This window comes from Nocardia sp. NPDC059236, assembly GCF_042754085.1.
GTDB lineage: Bacteria > Actinomycetota > Actinomycetes > Mycobacteriales > Mycobacteriaceae > Nocardia.
Window position 1 is genome coordinate 262434 of record NZ_JBHZAF010000010.1, and the last position, 17561, is coordinate 279994.

At 69.4% G+C, this 17561-nt stretch carries 18 protein-coding genes and 1 pseudogene; 12 read left to right on the forward strand and 7 right to left on the reverse strand.

The window, feature by feature from the left end; genetic code table 11:
* Positions 1-131: 131 nt before the first annotated feature.
* The gene (miaB, locus tag ACFXIV_RS26815) at positions 132-1778 is read left to right on the forward strand and encodes a tRNA (N6-isopentenyl adenosine(37)-C2)-methylthiotransferase MiaB (RefSeq protein ID WP_379398699.1); all 1647 of its coding nucleotides are present in this window, start codon (positions 132-134) and stop codon (positions 1776-1778) included.
* A 316-nt stretch (positions 1779-2094) separates the two neighbouring features.
* The gene (locus tag ACFXIV_RS26820) at positions 2095-2676 is read left to right on the forward strand and encodes a hypothetical protein (RefSeq protein WP_379398793.1); all 582 of its coding nucleotides are present in this window, start codon (positions 2095-2097) and stop codon (positions 2674-2676) included.
* Positions 2677-2745: 69 nt separating this feature from the next.
* On the opposite strand, the gene ACFXIV_RS26825 is transcribed toward ACFXIV_RS26820, so the two are convergent.
* Entirely contained in the window at positions 2746-4152 is a 1407-nt protein-coding gene (locus tag ACFXIV_RS26825) for an MFS transporter (RefSeq protein WP_379398701.1), read from the reverse strand.
* Between the two features lie 95 nt (positions 4153-4247).
* Between ACFXIV_RS26825 and ACFXIV_RS26830 the strand changes: the two genes are divergently transcribed.
* Positions 4248-5261, forward strand: coding sequence for a GlxA family transcriptional regulator (locus ACFXIV_RS26830; protein WP_379398702.1), 1014 nt, complete (start codon positions 4248-4250; stop codon positions 5259-5261).
* A gap of 219 nt (positions 5262-5480) precedes the next feature.
* Here ACFXIV_RS26830 and ACFXIV_RS26835 read toward each other — a convergent pair whose 3' ends face one another.
* Positions 5481-6926 (reverse strand): DUF349 domain-containing protein, encoded by a 1446-nt coding sequence (locus ACFXIV_RS26835; protein WP_379398704.1) that lies wholly within the window; start codon positions 6924-6926, stop codon positions 5481-5483.
* 174 nt (positions 6927-7100) lie between these two features.
* On the opposite strand from ACFXIV_RS26835, the gene ACFXIV_RS26840 reads away from it, so the two are divergent.
* The 4 genes from ACFXIV_RS26840 to dapF are packed head-to-tail and all read left to right on the forward strand — an operon-like array spanning position 7101 to position 10556.
* The gene (locus ACFXIV_RS26840) at positions 7101-7889 is read left to right on the forward strand and encodes a hypothetical protein (protein ID WP_379398706.1); all 789 of its coding nucleotides are present in this window, start codon (positions 7101-7103) and stop codon (positions 7887-7889) included.
* The gene (gene miaA / locus ACFXIV_RS26845; RefSeq protein ID WP_379398708.1) at positions 7886-8818 is read left to right on the forward strand and encodes a tRNA (adenosine(37)-N6)-dimethylallyltransferase MiaA; all 933 of its coding nucleotides are present in this window, start codon (positions 7886-7888) and stop codon (positions 8816-8818) included. Before ACFXIV_RS26840 ends, miaA begins: the two co-directional genes overlap by 4 nt.
* Positions 8815-9630: a TrmH family RNA methyltransferase gene (locus tag ACFXIV_RS26850; RefSeq protein ID WP_379398709.1), complete on the forward strand. Its 816-nt coding sequence runs from the start codon at positions 8815-8817 to the stop codon at positions 9628-9630. Before miaA ends, ACFXIV_RS26850 begins: the two co-directional genes overlap by 4 nt.
* A gap of 5 nt (positions 9631-9635) precedes the next feature.
* A complete protein-coding gene (gene dapF / locus ACFXIV_RS26855; protein ID WP_379398711.1) occupies positions 9636-10556 on the forward strand; it encodes a diaminopimelate epimerase in 921 nt (306 codons plus the stop codon).
* 8 nt (positions 10557-10564) lie between these two features.
* Here the strand turns inward: dapF and ACFXIV_RS26860 are convergent, their stop codons facing one another.
* Positions 10565-11686: an alkene reductase gene (locus ACFXIV_RS26860; RefSeq protein WP_379398713.1), complete on the reverse strand. Its 1122-nt coding sequence runs from the start codon at positions 11684-11686 to the stop codon at positions 10565-10567.
* A gap of 60 nt (positions 11687-11746) precedes the next feature.
* Here ACFXIV_RS26860 and ACFXIV_RS26865 point away from each other — a divergent pair, with 60 nt between their 5' ends.
* The 4 genes from ACFXIV_RS26865 to ACFXIV_RS26880 all read left to right on the forward strand — a co-directional run bounded on the left by ACFXIV_RS26865 (position 11747) and on the right by ACFXIV_RS26880 (position 15157).
* The gene (locus ACFXIV_RS26865; RefSeq protein WP_379383957.1) at positions 11747-12118 is read left to right on the forward strand and encodes a MerR family transcriptional regulator; all 372 of its coding nucleotides are present in this window, start codon (positions 11747-11749) and stop codon (positions 12116-12118) included.
* A 42-nt stretch (positions 12119-12160) separates the two neighbouring features.
* Complete coding sequence (hflX, locus tag ACFXIV_RS26870) at positions 12161-13669, forward strand: GTPase HflX (protein WP_379398715.1); 1509 nt, start codon at positions 12161-12163, stop codon at positions 13667-13669.
* A 403-nt stretch (positions 13670-14072) separates the two neighbouring features.
* Complete coding sequence (locus tag ACFXIV_RS26875) at positions 14073-14972, forward strand: DUF5753 domain-containing protein (RefSeq protein ID WP_379398717.1); 900 nt, start codon at positions 14073-14075, stop codon at positions 14970-14972.
* Positions 14969-15157, forward strand: coding sequence for a DUF397 domain-containing protein (locus ACFXIV_RS26880; RefSeq protein ID WP_379398719.1), 189 nt, complete (start codon positions 14969-14971; stop codon positions 15155-15157). The genes ACFXIV_RS26875 and ACFXIV_RS26880 overlap by 4 nt, the downstream gene beginning before the upstream one ends.
* Positions 15158-15177: 20 nt before the next feature.
* On the opposite strand, the gene ACFXIV_RS26885 is transcribed toward ACFXIV_RS26880, so the two are convergent.
* From ACFXIV_RS26885 to ACFXIV_RS26895, 3 genes and pseudogenes are all read right to left on the reverse strand, one after another.
* Positions 15178-15747 (reverse strand): phosphatase PAP2 family protein, encoded by a 570-nt coding sequence (locus ACFXIV_RS26885; protein WP_379398721.1) that lies wholly within the window; start codon positions 15745-15747, stop codon positions 15178-15180.
* A gap of 163 nt (positions 15748-15910) precedes the next feature.
* A complete protein-coding gene (locus tag ACFXIV_RS26890) occupies positions 15911-16042 on the reverse strand; it encodes a hypothetical protein (protein WP_379398796.1) in 132 nt (43 codons plus the stop codon).
* 50 nt (positions 16043-16092) lie between these two features.
* A pseudogene (locus ACFXIV_RS26895) lies at positions 16093-16242 on the reverse strand (hypothetical protein); the annotation flags it as partial.
* A gap of 1 nt (position 16243) precedes the next feature.
* Between ACFXIV_RS26895 and ACFXIV_RS26900 the strand changes: the two are divergent.
* Positions 16244-16627 (forward strand): VOC family protein, encoded by a 384-nt coding sequence (locus ACFXIV_RS26900; protein WP_379398723.1) that lies wholly within the window; start codon positions 16244-16246, stop codon positions 16625-16627.
* A 216-nt stretch (positions 16628-16843) separates the two neighbouring features.
* Here the strand turns inward: ACFXIV_RS26900 and ACFXIV_RS26905 are convergent, their stop codons facing one another.
* Positions 16844-17509, reverse strand: a complete 666-nt coding sequence (locus ACFXIV_RS26905) for an epimerase (protein ID WP_379398725.1) — start codon at positions 17507-17509, stop codon at positions 16844-16846.
* Positions 17510-17561 lie beyond the last annotated feature (52 nt).

A 17561-nucleotide genomic window follows, 5' to 3' on the forward strand; every position in this document is an offset into this window, starting at 1 on the left:
GACCAGTGACCCTAATCATGTCCTGCCCGAAATGCTCGTCTTTGCCAGGGCGGCTCGAACTGTGGCAGGACCCGACACCCCCACGTAACCAGCGATTGATGCTGCTGAGACCACCATCGCCCGGTCGGACGATGATTCGCCGACAATTCGACGACCATCCGTCCGGGCGTACACCCGGCCGCCGCGATCCTCGGGTCACCCGGCGCGGACGGGGTTTATGGCCTGCGCCGGGCACCTATTACCCTGGTTGGGTGAATTCCCCGGCCCGGACCTACGAGGTACGCACTTACGGCTGCCAGATGAACGTGCACGACTCCGAGCGCCTCTCGGGTCTGCTCGAGGACGCCGGTTACGTCAAGGCCGTGGCCGGTGATACCGCTGACCTGGTCGTCTTCAATACCTGCGCGGTGCGCGAGAACGCCGACAACAAGCTGTACGGCACCCTCGGACACCTCGCGCCCATCAAGGCCGACCGCCCGGGCATGCAGATCGCCGTCGGCGGCTGCCTGGCGCAGAAGGACCGCGACACCGTGGTCAAGAAGGCGCCCTGGGTGGATGTGGTGTTCGGCACCCACAACATCGGCTCGCTGCCGGTGCTGCTGGAGCGGGCCCGCCACAACGAGCAGGCTCAGGTCGAGATCATCGAATCGCTGGAGGCGTTCCCGTCGACGCTGCCCGCCAAGCGCGAGTCGGCGTACGCGGGCTGGGTGTCGATCTCGGTGGGCTGCAACAACACCTGCACGTTCTGCATCGTTCCGGCGTTGCGCGGCAAGGAGGTCGACCGGCGTCCGGGCGACGTGCTCGCCGAGGTGCAGGCACTGGTCGAGCAGGGCGTGCTCGAGGTGACGCTGCTGGGTCAGAACGTCAACTCCTACGGCGTCTCCTTCGCCGATCCGGAGGAGCAGCGCGACCGTGGCGCCTTCGCGAAGCTGCTGCGCGCCACCGGAAACATCGAGGGTCTCGAGCGGGTGCGGTTCACCTCCCCGCACCCGGCCGAGTTCACCGACGACGTCATCGAGGCCATGGCCGAGACGTCGAATGTCTGCCCGCAGCTGCACATGCCGCTGCAGTCCGGTTCGGACCGCGTGCTCAAGGCCATGCGCCGCTCGTACCGCAGCGCCAAGTTCCTCGGCATCATCGAGAAGGTGCGCGCGGCCATGCCGCACGCCGCCATCACCACCGACATCATCGTCGGCTTCCCGGGCGAGACCGAGGAGGACTTCCAGGCCACCCTGGATGTGGTGCGGCAGGCGCGTTTCACCAGCGCCTTCACCTTCCAGTACTCCATCCGGCCCGGCACGCCCGCGGCGACCATGCCCGATCAGCTGCCGAAGGAGGTCGTGCAGGAACGGTACGACCGGCTCATCGCGCTGCAGGAGCAGATTTCACTGGAGGGCAATCAGGCGCTGATCGGCTCGACCGTCGAGCTGCTGGTCGCCGAGGGCGCGGGCAAGAAGAACGACAAGACCGCGCGCATGTCCGGTCGCGCCCGCGACGGCCGGCTCGTGCACTTCCGCCCGCCGGTGGATCCGGCTCCCGGCAACGAGATTCGGCCCGGCGATGTGATCACCGTCGATGTCACCGGTGCGGCACCGCACTACCTGATCGCCGACGGCAAGGTGCTGACGCACCGCCGCACCCCTGCCGGGGACGCGCACGAGCGTGGCGTCACCCCCAAGACCGCGCCGATCGGCGTCGGCCTGGGCCTGCCGAGCATCGGCGCGCCGGTCGTGGTGGAGACCGCGGCCGCGGGCTGCGGACCGGCCTGCGGCGAGTAGTCCGTCGCGCGGCTACCGGGCCGGTCGGCGCCACCTCGGGCGGCGAATGGTGGGGTCGCTGTCAACTACACAGCGTCATAGGGCAGGATCGCTGGGGTACGTGCGAGGGATCGACCTGTCACGGGTACTCCTCGCACACCGCCTGACCACATCCCCGGCGCGGGAGCGCTAGCCGTCAGCAAGGATCTCGAGTGGTATGACCGAGCAGCAGCCCACCGGCCCGGACGAGCCTCGTGACCGGCCGGAGCATCCGAAAGACGAAGCAGCACAATCGGAACCGGCGTCGGAACCGACGCCCGAGGCGAACGAGGAGAGCATGCAGGCCGCCGAGAACAGTCAGGACTTCGAGCAGTTCCGCGCGGACCTCGAGGCCGTCGAACGCAAGATCGCCGGCGAGATCGACCCGGGCATGCGCGCCATGGTCGTGGCCGGTTCGGTGTTCGTGCTGCTCGCCTCGCTGGTGCTGCCGCACGCGGGCAAGACCCGCGGCTTCGACGTGCTGCTGTACGACACGGTCGCCCAGGCCGACCACATCGGCCTGCCCTCGCGGGTCTTCGTCTGGTTCGTCGTGGTGTTCGGCATCGGGTTCTCGGTGCTGGCGCTCATCACCCGCCGCTGGCTGCTGGCCTGGATCGCGGTCGCGGGGTCGGCCATCGGCAGCGTGTTCGGCGTGCTGTCCATCTGGCACCGCCAGACCCCGGGCCTCGGCAACTACCACGGTGCGGGCCCGGGCATCGGCCTGATCGTGGCCACCATCGCCATCGTGGTGCTGACCTTCCACTGGGTCCGGGTGGTGTGGGCGCGCACCTCCGTGCAGCTGGCCGCCGAGGAACAGCGCCGCCTGGCCGAGGCCAAGGCCGAGGAACAGCAGCGCCGCCGCCTCTTCGGCGAGGACTGAGCAACCGCTCCAGGCCCGGTGGCAACCGAATGCGGTTGCCACCGGGCCTTTTTCGTACCACGGGCGAGGTCAGGCGGCGGCGCGGTCGGGGCGGTAGGCGAGTCCGGCGACCATGGCCGCCAGGCCCGCCGCGACCATGTACAGCCAGCCCGTGCGGAACTCGGTCATGGTGCGGTGGGCGGCGTCGCCGAGGATGGCGGTCAGAATGGCGACGCCGAGGGCGGAACTGGTCTGGCGGGCCATCATCAGGGTCCCGGAGCCGAGCGAGATCTGGTCGGCGGGCAGCAGGGTCGAGGCGCCGAACAGCGGCGGTTGCAGCAGCGCGGTGCTGGCCCCGGCCAGGATCGCGCCCGGAACCATCACCACCGCATAGGAATTCGAGAAGCCGCTGGCCAGTACCCACCAGGCGCAGCCCAGTGCGATGGCCGCCCCGCCCAGCGCCGCCGAGGCGCGCGCCCCGACCAGCGCGACGAAGCGGCCGGACAGCGGCGACAGCAGCAGGCAGCTGATCGGCATGGCCGCCACGCCCAGGCTGGCACACAGGGTCGAATACCGCCACTCCTCGGTCATGAACAGCGTGGCCTCCAGGACCATGGCGGCGAAGGCCAGGTAGTAGCAGAAGACGCCGAGGGTGGCGGTGCGGAACAGGCGGTGCCGCAACACGATCGGGCTCACTACCGGGTCCGGGTGGCGGCGGACGTGGCGGACGAACAGGGCCGTCAGGGCGAGGGCGGCGACCAGGCAGCCCAGGGTGCCCGGGGCGGTGTAGCCCCAGTCGGTGGCCTGCACGAACACCGTGGTGAAGGCGGCGGTGGCCCCGAGGATCAGCGCCGCGCCCAGCAGGTCCAGCCGCCGGCTGGCGCGCTGCTGGATATCGGGCAGCACGCGCAGCCCGAAGGCGAAGGCCACCACCGTGAACGGCACGTTCAGCAGGAAGATCCAGCGCCAGCCGGCCTGTAGCAGCAGTCCGCCGATGACCGGGCCGCTCGCGCCGCCCGCCGCGGCGATCGCGGTCCAGATGCCCATGACCGTGGCGTGCTCGCGCTTCGGGAACACCGGCAGCACCAGGCCGAGCCCGGTCGGTATGAGCAGGGCGGCGGCCGCGGCCTGCAGCACGCGGGCCACGATCAGCACGGCCAGGTTCGGGGCGAGGCCGCAGGCGATGGACGCCAGCCCGAAAAGCGCTATACCGAGCAGGAATCCGCGTTTGCGGCCGGTGTCGTCGGCGAACCGGCCGGCCGGAACCAGCAGGGCGGCCATGACGATGGTGTACGCGTTCAACGTCCACGACACCGCGCCGGTCGAGGCGTGACCGAAGGACTGCTGCAGCGCCGGGAAGGCGACGATGACCGCGAACAGATCCAGGATGGCCAGGTACTGGGCGATCGCGGCAATCGCCAGCACCCGCCATCGGCGCGGGTCGGGAGCCGTATCCGGTTGGGGGAGTGCGGTTGTGGCGTCGGTCGTCGTGGTCATGTCTTCGACTATGCGAAGCGGCAGCACGATCCACGAGTGGCAGGAATGCCACACTGCGCTAGATTTCTGACACGCTGCGGCGTTAGATTCGAGCCATGGAATCGACCGGTCCCGGAACCCTGGCCGTCGCCGTCGCGCCCGGCATGCCGATCTTCGAGGTGGCCATCCCGTACCAGGTCTTCTACGAGCCGCCTCTCGGCGTCGACCCCGCCGCCTGGTACGACTTCCAGCTCTGCGGCCCGCGCGACACCCGGCACGCCACGCTGCGAGATCCCTTCGTGGCCTTGACCGATCACGACTACGACGACCTGATCCGCGCCGACACCGTGATCGTGCCGTCCACCCCGAACGTCCGCGAGGACCCGCCCGCCGACCTGGTCGAGGCGGTCCGCGCCGCCTACCAGCGCGGCGCCCGCATCGCCTCGCTGTGCACCGGCGCCTTCGTGCTGGCCGCCGCGGGCCTGCTCGACGGCCGCCGCATGACCACCCACTGGCGGCACATCGCCGCCCTGCGCGAGCGCCACCCCCACCTCGACATCGACCCCGGCGTTCTCTACATCGACGACGGCCGCATCCTCACCAGCGCCGGCACCATGGCCGGCATGGACCTGTGCATCCACCTGATCCGCAAGGACCTCGGCTCCCAGGCCGCCAATGCCGCCGCCCGCTATTTGGTCGTGTCTCCGCACCGCGCCGGCGGCCAGGCCCAATACCTGCAGTCCCCGGTCCCCGCCCAGCCCACCGACACCGGCCTCGCCGCCACCCTCGAATGGGCTCTCACCAATCTCGAACACCCCTTGACCGTCGCGGATCTCGCCGGCCATGCCAACCTCAGCGAGCGCACCCTGGCCCGCCGTTTCCACGCCGAACTCGGCGGCACCCCGCTCCAGTGGCTGCTCACCCAACGCCTGATCCGAGCCCGCGAACTCCTCGAACTCACCGACCTCCCCGTCGACGTCGTCGCCGCCCGCTGCGGCCTCGGCACCGCGGCCAACCTCCGCACCCACTTCAACCGCGAAGTAGGCCTCCCCCCGAGCGAATACCGCCGCTCCCACCGCCCCACCCGCCACGAGATCATCACCGAACCCGCCCCTGCCCAGCTCAACTGAAGCCCCGGCCGCGGATGGCTGTGCCACCACACCAACCATGGTCGGCCACAACCAGATTCGGCATCGGGGGGTCAGGGCCGGTCGACCCGACCGGCCATGCCGGTGGTCACCAGGTGCGCGATCAGCTCTTCGCGACTCGGTGCCATGCACCGAGCCTGATCACGACCGCGCGCCCGGGATGCTGATCGCCTGGGCGACAAGGGAACCCAGGCGATCAGCTCAGCGCTGGCTGACCGCGCCCTCGGCGGCCTCGGCCCACTCGCGCCACTGCTTCGCCTGTTCGAGGGCCTTCTCGGCGTCGCGGGTCTTGCCGGCGGCCTGGGCCTTGGCGGCCTGCTCCTCGAACTGGGCGACGCGCTCGCGGAACTGGGCGGCGCGGGCCATGGCCTCGGGGTCGGTGCGACGCCACTGGGCGTCGACGGCCTCGCGGACCTTCCTCTCGATGGCGCGCAGGCGCGATTCGAGATCGTGCATGCGCTCGCGCGGGACCTTGCCGATGGCGTCCCACTTCTCCTGCAGCTCGCGCAGGGCGCTGCGGGCGGCGTCCAGGTCGGCATCGGGGTTGATGTGCTCGTAGGCGTGCAGCAGCGCTTCCTTGGCGGACGCGTTCTCCTCGAACTCGTGGTCGCGTTCGCTGGCGGCGGCATTGCGGGCGGCGAAGAAGACGTCCTGCGCGGCCTTGAACCGACGCCACAGCTGCTCGTCGGCCTCGCGCGGGGCGCGGCCGGCGGCCTTCCACTCGGTCAGCAGGTCGCGGAAGACGGCCGCGGTGCCGGACCAGTCGGTCGAACCCGACAGCTCCTCGGCGCGGACACAGAGCTCTTCCTTGCGGCCCTTGGCGGCGGCACGCTCCCGGTCGAGTTCGGCGAAGTGAGCGCCGCGGCGGCGGTTGAAGGCCTCGCGGGCCTTGGAGAAGCGCCGCCACAGCGCGTCGTCGACCTTGCGGTCCACGCCGCGGATGGTCTTCCACTCGTCCAGGATCTCCCGCAGCCGGTCACCGGCGACCTTCCACTGGGTGGAGTCGTTGGCGATCTGCTCGGCCTCGGCGGCCAGGGCTTCTTTGCGCTCGGTTTGCTCGTGCCGGGTGCGTTCCTTCTCCTCCTTGGCGTGCGCGGCCGCCTCGTCGGAGTGTTCGATGATGGCCTGCAGCCGGGCCGTCAACCCATCGATATCGCCGATGACTGCGGCCGTTGGCAACGTTTCAGCAATCGCGGTGGCGGCGGTCTTGGTCTTGCGGGCATCGGTGCCGGCGGCGAGCCGGGCCTCGAGCAAGGCGACCTCGGTGGCCAGATCGTCGTAGCGGCGGCCGAAGTGGGCCAGACCCTCGGCGGCGTCACCCGCCTGCCAGGAGCCGATGACGCGTTCGCCGTCGGCGGTCTTCACCCAGGCGGTGCCGTCGTCGTCGACCCTTCCCCACTGGCTGGGGTCGCTCACGCTCGGTACGACGACCGGATGAGGATGGTGTGCCGCCGCACCGGGCGCGGGCTTGACGGCATGGGGTTTGGGGGATTCGGGTTTGCGGCGCGGGCCCCCAGGACGGGGTGCGGTGGCGGCCGCCGGTGATGGCTTGGCGCCCTCGCTCGGGGTGGGCATCGGCGCGCCGGGCTTGGGCGTCGGGGTCGACTCCGGGTGGGTAGCCTTCTCGTTTCCGTTGTTGTCGGTCATTGCTCCTCGTCCCTGCCGCGCGTCACGGCTGCCTGGTTACGCCCTAGCTCATCGGTCTAGCTCATCCCATTCAACCAGGCTGAGATGGGAAATGCTGTCTTTGAGCCCGCTTCGGCGGCGCGGCGATCGGTGGGGGTGGGGCTGGTGAGGTGCGTTAGCGCTACGGTTGTCGGCGTGTTCTGTGTTGCGTCACTGGTCCCTTCGCCGCCCGTGCTGGTGCCCGAACTCGGGGGCGCGGCCGGTGCGTCGGCCGAAGGAACGGTCGCGGAGCTGCGAGCTGCGGTGTTGCGGGCCGCGGGGGAGTTGGCGGCCCGCGCGTCGCGGTGGATCGTGGTCGGCGTGGCGGAGCCGGAGGAGGATTCCGGCGGCGGCGATTCCGGCCGCGTGATCGGTTCCGATGCGGTGGGCACATTCCGGGGATACGGGGTGGACCTGCGTGTCGGTTTGTCTGGGGTGGTTGCCGAGCGTGTCGCGGACCCGATGCTGCCGCTGCCGGCCTTGATCGCGGGCTGGCTGCGCGAGCAGGTCGCGCCGGAGGCCACCGCCGAATGCCGTCTGATCTCGGCCGATGCCTCCGTCGACGAGAGCCTGACCTTCGGCCGGCAGCTGCGGGCCGACCTCGACGCCGAGCCGGAACCGATCGCCGTGCTGGTCGTCGGCGACGGCGCGGCAACCCTGTCGCTCAAGGCCCCCCGCTATCTGGACGAGCGCGCCGCGGGCGTGCAGGAGGCCATCGACCGGGCGCTGAGCGCAGGGGACCGGCAGGCCCTGGCCGCCCTGGACACGCGCCTGTGCGCCGAGATCGAGGTGCAGGGCCGTCCCGCCTACCAGGTGCTGGCCGGGCTGTTCGGCACCGATTCCGCCGACCCCGGCGTCGAAACCCTCTACGCCGCAGCCCCGTTCGGCGTCGCCTACCACGTCAGCGTGTGGCGTCCGCGTGAACGCGGCGGAGCCGCCACATGACCCGGCCCATCGCCGTGGTCGGCCCCACCGCCACCGGGAAATCCGATCTGGCCCTGGATCTGGCGCAGCGGCTCGACGGCGAGATCGTCAATATCGACGCCATGCAGCTCTACCGCGGCATGGACATCGGCACCGCCAAACTGCCGGTGTCCGAACGCCGCGGCATCCCGCACCACCAGCTCGACGTCCTCGATATCACCGAAACCGCCACCGTCGCCTCATATCAGGCGGCGGCCCGCGCCGATGTGGAGGCCATCATGGCGCGCGGGCGCACCCCGGTCATCGTCGGCGGCTCCATGATGTATGTCCAAGCGCTGCTGGACGATTGGGATTTCCCGGCCACCGACCCGGAGATCCGCGCCAAATGGGAAGCGGTGCTGGCCGATCGCGGCACCGTCGCCGTGCACGAGGCATTGAAGCGGGCCGATCCGGTGGCCGCGCAGACCATCCTGCCCACCGACGGCCGCCGCATGGTGCGCGCGCTGGAGGTGGTGGAGCTGACCGGTGAGCCGTTCGCCGCCTCGGCGCCCCAGATCGGTGAACCACGGTGGGGGACGGTCATTATCGGCGTCGATCGCGACACGGCCGAATTGGATGCCCGCATCGAGGTGCGCACCGCGACCATGTTCGAGTCCGGTCTCGTCGCGGAGGTCGAGGGCCTCATCGCGCTGGGCCTGCGCCACGGCCAAACCGCCCGGCGCGCCATCGGTTACGCGCAAGTCCTCGATTTCCTGGACAACGAATACGAGCTGAACGAAGCTCAGGAGCGCACCTTCATCGGCACCCGGCGCTATGTCCGGCGACAACGTTCGTGGTTCCGTCGAGACCAGCGGGTGCGATGGGTGGACGGCGCGGATCCCGCCTTGGCGGACACCGCGCTGGCCCTCGTCAACTCCTCACCGATGAGGGACGAACAGGAACCCCAGTGACGCGTCGCGCGAACACTCGCACCGCGGCGGTTCAGGTGTGGCAGGCCTACCTGACCACCCGTGCCGCCCGGATCCGGGACAATCGATTCCTGGTGCAGGGCATGCGGCCCATCAGCCGCGCCCTCGAATGCCGTTGGCCGCTGGAGACTCTCGTGTACCGGCTACCCGAGCCGTCGCCGTGGGCGCGGCAGGTGCTCGATTCGAGCGGCGTGCCCAGTGTCGGGCTGGTGCCGGAGGTGATGGCCGGGCTGGCCGAACTCGGTGAGCCGGTGCCGGAACTGGTGGCGGTGGCGGTGGCCCAGCGGCCCGAGCTGGAGGATTTCGCGCCGGGCACGCCGGAGGATCCGGCCAGCGTGGTGGTCATCGACCGGCCCGCGTCGGCGATCCGGCTGGGGGCGCTCATCCGTTCGGCGGCGGCGTTCGGGGTGGGCGGGGTGATCGTGACCGGTTCCGGCGTGGACCACTACGACCCGCAGAGCGTGCGCGCCTCCGACGGCGCGCTCTTCGCCGTCCCCGTGCTGCGCGCCTCGGGCCCGGCGCAGGTGGGCGCGTTCCGGGACCGGCAGCGGGCCCGCGGCGTCGCCACCCGTATCGTCGGCAGTGACGACCACGGCGGCCTGGCCCTCGACGACGCCGAGTTCGACGGCGGCACCGTCCTGGTCCTGGGTGACGAGAGCGAATCGCTCGCCCCCGCCTGGCGGCAGGTGTGCGACGAGCTGATCTGCATCCCGACCGACGGCACCCTCGGTGCGCCCGCGGCGGCCGCGGTGGCCCTCTACGAAATATCCCGGCAGCGCCGGGCGCTACGGTGAGGACTATGACGACCGAGAACAGCGCCGCTGACATCGAATTCAGCAAGGGCCACGGCACCCAGAACGATTTCGTGGTGCTGCCCGACCCGGACGCGTGGCTGGAGCTCACGCCGTCCCGGGTCGCCACGCTGTGCGACCGGCAGCGCGGGCTCGGCGCGGACGGGGTGCTGCGGGTCGCGCGCGCGGGCGCGCTGATCGAAACCGGTGTGCTGGCCGGGCTGCCCGAGGGCGTCAGCGCCGGGGACTGGTTCATGGACTACCGCAATGCGGACGGATCCATCGCCGAGATGTGCGGCAACGGGGTGCGCGTGTTCGCGCATTACCTGGTCGCGACCGGGATGGAGAAGAGCGCGGAATTCGTGGTCGGTTCGCGCGCGGGCGCGCGGCCGGTGGTGGTGCACCACGCCGATCCCGTGCACGGCGAGGTGACCGTGGCCATGGGCCGGGTGAAGACGCTCGGCGTCTCGACCGCGACGGTGAGCGGACGCGAATTCACCGGCCTCGGCATCGATGTCGGCAATCCGCACCTGGCCTGCGTGGACCCGGACCTGACCACGGCCGCGCTCGCCGAACTGAACCTCGAGCAGCTGCCGGGCTTCGACCACACCCTGTTCCCGAACGGCGTGAACGTCGAGATCCTCACCGCGCTGGCCGTGGGCTCGGACGGTGAGCGGGGCGTCGACATGCGCGTCTACGAGCGCGGCGTCGGCGAAACCCGCTCCTGCGGAACGGGAACCGTGGCCGCGGCGGCCGCCGCCCTGGCCCGCGACGGCTTCGACCTGGCCTCCGATGTCGGGCATGTGAAGGTCCGCATTCCCGGCGGCGTGGTGACCGTCGGCATCGAGAACGGGGCGGCCTGGCTGCGCGGCCCGTCGGAGCTGGTGGCGACGGGCCGCATCGCGGCCAAGTGGTGGCAGGACGCCTGACCCGCTGATCACGCCGCAGTGGTGCCGAGCGCCGCGTCGGCGGCGGATTCGAGTGCCGGATAGTCGGTGTAGCCCGCTGCGCCGCCGACATACATCAGATGTGCGTCGCGCACCGGGTTCAGCGGCGCACCGATCCGCAGGCGGTCCACCAGATCCGGGTTGGCCAGGAACGACCGGCCGAGTGACACCAGGTCCGCGCCCGCCGCGAGCAGCGCGCGGGCCGCGGCGGCGCCGCCGTCGGCGGGCAGCGGGATGCCCCAGCCGAGGTTCGGATTGGCGATCAGCGTGGTCGGCCACAGGCTCCGAATCTGCTGGAAAAGCGCGCTCTCCGGGTCCGCGAACACCACGTGCAGGTAGGCCGGATGGCGCTGCGCCAGCGCCGCGACCAGTGCCGGATACAGCTCGCCGGTATCGGTTTCGGCGATGCCGTTGACGGTGACGCCGGGTGCGATCCGCACCCCGACCCGCTCCACGCCGATGGCCGCGATCACCGCGTCCACCACCTCGAGGGTGAACCGGATCCGGTTCTCGATCGAGCCGCCGTACGCGTCGGTGCGGTGATTGGTATTGCCCGACAGGAACTGGTGCAGCAGATAGCCGTTGGCGCTGTGGATCTCGACGCCCTCGAATCCGGCGGCCACCGCCTTGCGGGCGGCCGTCGCGAAATCGGCGATGGTGTGCTGGATTTCGTCATGGGTGAGCTCGTGCGGAGTCACCGCCTCCTGCTGGCCGGACGGTGTGTGGATGGTCTCCGGCAGTGGGATGGGCGAGGGTGCGACCGGGGTCAGTCCGCTGTTGTCCGGGTGCCCGACCCGCCCGCCGTGCTGGAGTTGCAGGAACATCCGCCCGCCCGCGGCCCGCACCGAGTCGGTGACGCGCCGCCAGCCGGCGAGGTGCGAATCGGTGTAGAGGGCAGGGATGTTCGGGTAGGTCAGCCCGGCCGGGTTCGGGGTGGCCGCCTCGGCGATGATCAGTCCCGCTCCCGCGCGCTGCGTGTAGTAGGTCGCCATGAGCTCGGTGGGGGTCCCGTCGGCGGCGGCGCGATTGCGGGTCATAGGGGCCATGACCAGCCGGTTCGGGAGTTCCAGCCGGCCGATCCGGCCGGTGTCGAAGAGGTCCGTGTTCGTCATGCCCGTAAGGTAGAACCTGACATTGATGTGAGGTGCAAGCCTCGGAATCCGGAGTGCCGCATGCGAATCGGTGAGCTGGCCAGACGCACCGGCGTGAGCGAACGATCGCTGCGCTACTACGAGGAGCAGGGCCTGCTCGTCGCCGCCCGCACCCCCGGTGGCCAGCGCGACTATCCGGACCTCGCCGTCGACCGCGTCATCCACATCCAGGAACTCTTCGCCGCCGGCCTCAACAGCAAGAAGATCTTCGAGATCCTGCCCTGCATGCGTGACACCGACGGCGGCGCCAACGAGCGAGCCACGCCCGAGCTCGTCGACGAGTTGGTTGCCGAACGCGACCGCATCGACCGCACCATTGCCGACCTCCTGCGCTCCCGCGAAGTCCTCGACGATGTCATCTCGCGAGCCGGGGAACGCTTCGCCGCGAAATAACCGAATGCGGTCATTCGTTGAGACGTGGGAACATGGAGGTGTATGAGTAAGCCAGAAACGTATGAGTTCACTCCCGCCGAAGACCTCGACGAGGAGATCAACGACGCCACCGAGACCGGCCGCAACGGCTGGTCGGCCGCGCCGACGGTAGGTGAACTGCAGCTCGAGGACCGCAGCGCCCTGCGCCGTGTCGCGGGTCTGTCCACCGAACTCACCGACGTCACCGAGGTCGAGTACCGGCAGCTGCGCCTGGAGCGCGTGGTGCTGGTCGGCGTCTGGACCGAGGGCACGGCCACGCAGGCCGAGGCGAGCATGGCCGAGCTGGCCGCGTTGGCCGAGACCGCGGGTTCGGAGGTGCTCGACGCGATGATCCAGCGTCGCGACCGTCCCGACAAGTCCACCTATATCGGCTCCGGCAAGGCCGAGGAGCTACGCGCCATCGTTCTCGAGTCCGGCGCCGACACCGTCATCTGCGATGGTGAACTGACCCCCGCGCAGCTGACCGCGCTGGAGAAGGTCGTGAAGGTGAAGGTCATCGACCGCACCGCGCTGATCCTGGACATCTTCGCCCAGCACGCCACCTCGCGCGAAGGCAAGGCGCAGGTCTCGCTCGCGCAGATGGAGTACATGCTGCCGCGGCTGCGCGGCTGGGGTGAGTCCATGTCCCGGCAGGCCGGTGGTCGCGCCGGCAGCAATGGCGGTGTGGGTCTGCGTGGTCCCGGTGAGACCAAGATCGAGACCGACCGTCGCCGCATTCGTGAGCGAATGGCCAAGCTGCGCCGCGAGATTCGCGAAATGAAGACCGCCCGTGACACCAAGCGCGCCAAGCGTTCGGAGAGCGGCATCCCGCAGGTGGCCATTGTCGGCTACACCAACGCGGGCAAGTCGTCGCTGATGAACGCGCTGACCGATGCCGGAATCCTGGTGCAGGACGCGCTGTTCGCCACCCTGGATCCGACCACCCGCCGCGCCGCCCTGGAGGACGGCCGCGAAGTGGTGTTCACCGACACCGTCGGTTTCGTGCGCCACCTGCCCACCCAGCTGGTCGAGGCGTTCCGGTCCACCCTGGAAGAGGTGACGGGCGCCGACCTGCTGCTGCACGTGGTCGACGGCTCCGACCCGCTGCCGGATCAGCAGATCAAGGCGGTCCGCGAGGTCATCACCGACGTGCTGCGCGAGTCCAAGCTGCCCGCGCCGCCGGAGTTCCTGGTGGTCAACAAGATCGACGCGCTCGATCCGCTGGAGCTGACCCAGCTGCGCGGCTGGCTGCCGGACGCGGCCTTCGTCTCGGCCCGCACCGGCGAGGGTCTCGACCAGCTCCGCGACCTCCTGGGCCAGATCCTCGGCGGTCTGGATGTCGAGGTCAGCGTCCTGCTGCCGTACACCCGCGGCGACCTGCTCGCCCGCATCCACGCCGACGGCAAGATCCTCAGCTCCGAACACCAGGAGTCCGGCACCCGGGTCCACGCCCGCGTCCCGGATGCTCTCGCCGGCCAGTTGACCGAGTTCGCCCACGCGGGCGGCTCGCTCAACGGCTCGCAACCCTCCTGACCCGCCCGGCCGGAGGTATCCGACTACCTCCGGCTGTGGCGTGTCCGGCGTCATCGCTGGGGCTCAGCTCCTCGCCTGTCGCCGCTCCGCACGGTGCCGCCCCGCCCGTGCGCGGCGAGCGGCGGAACTCCTGATGTCTTCGACGAGGCAAGCGGCGAGCAATATTCCGCCCAAAACGGTCATCAGCGACAAAACCCAAGCATCCCAAGGCATTACGACTCCCACTGTTTCTTCGGATTGCGAATGAACCTGCGGTCGAATCTGATTTGCTGAACGCTCTGTGATAAGTAGACATCCAAACGCGTTGCCGGAGTGAGTCCCTCGCGGACATTTCACGAAATACGATGAAAGTCCGTCTCGGCGGTGTCCGTGGCGGACATTTCCCTGATAGCGAGGCTAGGAAATGACTGAATTGACGGTCTCTCGCATGGATTTCGGGAACTTCATGCGCGGAGTACGTGAAGACGCACATCAGACGCTCCTCGCCGCCGCGGCGGGCCTCGAGGTGTCCCGGCAGGTCATCATGCGAATGGAGGAGGGGAGTCCCACCAAACTCACCGGGCCGCTGATCAAACTTCTGCTCGCCAACTACGGGGCGTCGGCAGAGGTTCGTGACGAGGCGCTCCGGCTGTGGTCGGAGCTCGCCGAACAGGACAAAATGGCCAAAGCGCAAGGGAACTCGAAGGGCTTCTGGAAGGCCTACACCGATCAGGTCGTCCCGGCTTTTCCCCGATTCCTCCGCCTGGAGGGAGCGGCGAATCGAGTCCTCGTCCATCAGCCGGTCATCGTGCCCGGCCTCCTGCAAACTCCCGACTACCGGCGCGCGATCATCCGGATCGACGAACCGGATCTGTCGGCCGTGAATGTCGAACGCCTGCTGGAACTCACCGCGCGCCGGCAAGTTCGCCTGAGCGAGCCCGGCTTTCGTCTCGACGCGCTGATCTCCGAGGCCGTTCTGCGTCACTGCCCGGCCACTCCGGCGGCAATGGCGGCCCAGTTGCGCTGGCTCGCCGAGATCGGTGAACGGGAGAACATCAGCATTCGCGCCATCCCATGGTCGGCCGGCCCGCACCGCGGCCTCACGATCCAGCCCTTCACCCTGCTCGAATTCCCGCACGGTTCGAGCGGAACAGCCTTGCCCACAGTCGTTTTCGTCGAGGGCGCGATCGGCAGTCTCTACCACGAACGTGCCACGGAGATCGACCGATATCGGCGCGCGGTCGCGTCCATGCGGGCGGTAGCGTTGTCGGAGACGGACACCAGAGAGCTGGTGCTCGGGCGCGCGAAGGAGTACGCGCTGTGACGAAGCTCCCGCTGACCGGCACGTGGTACAAGTCGAGCAGGTCGGATGCCGCCAAACAGTGCGTCGAGGTTTTTCTCGGCGATGGGAAGGTGGGCGTCCGCGACTCGAAGGCTGTAGGCCCGGAACTCTGGTTCCCGGAGGAGGCTTGGCGGTCCTTCATCGACAGCCGGGTGTGGCATCTCTGATATCCGCAGGCCGGACGGGCTCAGGCCCTGGCCGAAGCGTCCTGCCCGCCGTCTACGCGGACATTCGATGCGGCGACTCGCGCCAGACTCACGACAACTCCGGCGACTCCGGCCCCCACACCCCATCCGGCCACCACATCGGTCGCCCAGTGCGCCCCCAGATAAACCATCGCGACGCCGATCGATACCAGCCACGCGGCAAGCAGTCCCGCGACCCAGCGCCGCCGTTCCGCCGGCCAGGGCAGCACCAGATACGCGGCGACCGCGACAGCCGCCGTCATCGCAGCCACGGTCGACGGCATCGAAAACGCACCAACCTGAACAACCGTGAGATCCCCCGACGGACGCCCCCGCTGGATCATCTGCTTCAGCGCCCTGGCCGCAGCCTGCGCCGCCACCACCGACACGCCGACCGTAATCCCTTGCCACCACCAGCGTTTCATGACCACAACCACCAGCCCTGCCACGCCCACCGCAACCACGCCCGCGCCGCTCATCCCGGCATCCATGACCCACCGTGCCACCGTCGTCAGCACCGGCGTCCGGTGCTGAGAAAGCCACTGCTGAATTTCCAAATCCACACCTACCACGCACGTCCTCCTCTGCCCCGCAACCACTGACGCCCGAGATCAGCACGACGAACACCCGTCCACCGCACTGCCCAGCGCGACTGGACAAGCATCCACTCTTGCTGATCACCAGTGTCGAACGGTCCGTGTTCCAGACTCGGCCACTTCTTGGTTCGGGTGCGGATCAGGGTGGACAGGCGGCGGTCACCACGGCCCAGGTGATGTCGTCGCGGGCTGCCAGTGCGGTGGCCAGGGATTCCGAGGCGTCGGGACGGCAGCGGACGCGGACCTGCCAGAATTGATGTGCGGCCGCCATCGGGTCGACCATGCCGAAGATACGCAAGGCTCCCCCCGGCGGAGGCGGCGGTAGCGGCGGGTGGCGGTGCGCTCGTGCATGCCGAGCGTGGCGCCGAGCTTCGCGAAGCCGGCTCGGGGCGCGAGTTGCAGGGCGCGGATGAGGGCGTCGACCCAGATGAACCGGGAACCCAACCGGCACAACACGATCAGGAGAAGCACTGTGAGTGTTCACCTCAACCACACCATCGTCCGCTGCTCGGACAAGCAGGTCTCATCCCACTTCTACACCGACATCCTCGGCCTCCCGGCCCCCGTCGTCGCCGGACCGTTCCTCATGGTCGTCCTGGACAACGGCGTCTCCCTCGACTTCGCCGACGGCGGCGGCACCCCGCACCCCCAGCACTACGCCTTCCTGGTCTCCGAGCCAGAGTTCGACGCCATCCACGCCCGCATCAAGGACCGCGGCCTCACCTGGTGGGCCGACCCCCACCACACCCTCGAGGGTGAGATCAACACCAATGACGGTGGGCGCGGCCTCTATTGGAACGACCCCGACGGCCACGGACTGGAGATCATCACGGTGCCCTACGGCGGCTTCCGCTGACGACCGGTCATGTGTGGCGCTGCCGACCGGGCCCTCGGGCCTACCGCCCGTCGGCAGCGCGGTCGGCACGCACGACGAATGGCGCACCGTGACCACGCAGTGCAACGGCTGATCTGGCACACCGCCGCCGGTGACATGGCGGCGGTCAGTTCGAGGGCCTCGTTGACCGCCGAAGTCGTGGCCTCGCGCGGCAACCGGCCGGAGTGGACGGTCTCGCTACTGCGCGGCTCGTGCGGAGATCTGCCGGGGCGTGAGGACGTGGCTGTCCGCTCCGGAGGCTGCGATGGTGATCATGGCGCGACCGATTTCGCGATTGTCGTTGAATGCGTTCGGGGCCAGCCGCTTCAGCAGCGGGATCAGTGGGCCGGTGACCGCGTACGCGGCGCGGTACAGCGGGGTTTTGGAGATCACGCCGTCCATGGGCTGGACGAATCCGGGGCGGAACATGTACGCCTGGAAGGGAAGTGCGAGGAGGTCGTTCTCGGTGTTTCCCTTCACTCGCGCCCACATCGAGCGGCCCTTCTCGCTGCTGTCGGTGCCCTGGCCGGAGACGTAGATGAACGTGAGCTTCGGGTTCGCGGCCGCCAGCGTGCGACCGACCTTCAGGGTCAGGTCGTGGGTGATCCGGCGGTAGTCCTCCTCTTCCATGCCGACGGAGGAAACACCGAGGCAGAAGAAGCAGGCGTCGAACTCCGGCAGCTCGCCGGCGATCGCGGAGAGATCGGTCGGGTCGGGCTGGACCAGCTCGCGCAGCTTGGGGTTCTCGATACCGAGCGAGCTGCGCCCGACGGCGAGGACCTGCTCGACCCGCTCGTCCCGCAGGCACTCGTCGAGAACCCCGTGCCCGATCATGCCGGTCGCTCCGAAGAGGATCACCTTCATGCCAGGCATCTTGCCCCAGCGGCGACTGAATCGTGTGGACGTGCCACCAACG

Coding starts and splice junctions, on each gene's coding strand:
- miaB (WP_379398699.1), top strand. CDS start 132: ATGATTCGCCGACAATTCGACGACCATCCGTCCGGGCGTACACCCGGC.
- ACFXIV_RS26820 (WP_379398793.1), top strand. CDS start 2,095: ATGCAGGCCGCCGAGAACAGTCAGGACTTCGAGCAGTTCCGCGCGGAC.
- ACFXIV_RS26825 (WP_379398701.1), bottom strand. CDS start 4,152: ATGACCACGACGACCGACGCCACAACCGCACTCCCCCAACCGGATACG.
- ACFXIV_RS26830 (WP_379398702.1), top strand. CDS start 4,248: ATGGAATCGACCGGTCCCGGAACCCTGGCCGTCGCCGTCGCGCCCGGC.
- ACFXIV_RS26835 (WP_379398704.1), bottom strand. CDS start 6,926: ATGACCGACAACAACGGAAACGAGAAGGCTACCCACCCGGAGTCGACC.
- miaA (WP_379398708.1), top strand. CDS start 7,886: ATGACCCGGCCCATCGCCGTGGTCGGCCCCACCGCCACCGGGAAATCC.
- dapF (WP_379398711.1), top strand. CDS start 9,636: ATGACGACCGAGAACAGCGCCGCTGACATCGAATTCAGCAAGGGCCAC.
- ACFXIV_RS26860 (WP_379398713.1), bottom strand. CDS start 11,686: ATGACGAACACGGACCTCTTCGACACCGGCCGGATCGGCCGGCTGGAA.
- ACFXIV_RS26865 (WP_379383957.1), top strand. CDS start 11,747: ATGCGAATCGGTGAGCTGGCCAGACGCACCGGCGTGAGCGAACGATCG.
- hflX (WP_379398715.1), top strand. CDS start 12,161: ATGAGTAAGCCAGAAACGTATGAGTTCACTCCCGCCGAAGACCTCGAC.
- ACFXIV_RS26875 (WP_379398717.1), top strand. CDS start 14,073: ATGACTGAATTGACGGTCTCTCGCATGGATTTCGGGAACTTCATGCGC.
- ACFXIV_RS26890 (WP_379398796.1), bottom strand. CDS start 16,042: ATGGCGGCCGCACATCAATTCTGGCAGGTCCGCGTCCGCTGCCGTCCC.
- ACFXIV_RS26905 (WP_379398725.1), bottom strand. CDS start 17,509: ATGAAGGTGATCCTCTTCGGAGCGACCGGCATGATCGGGCACGGGGTT.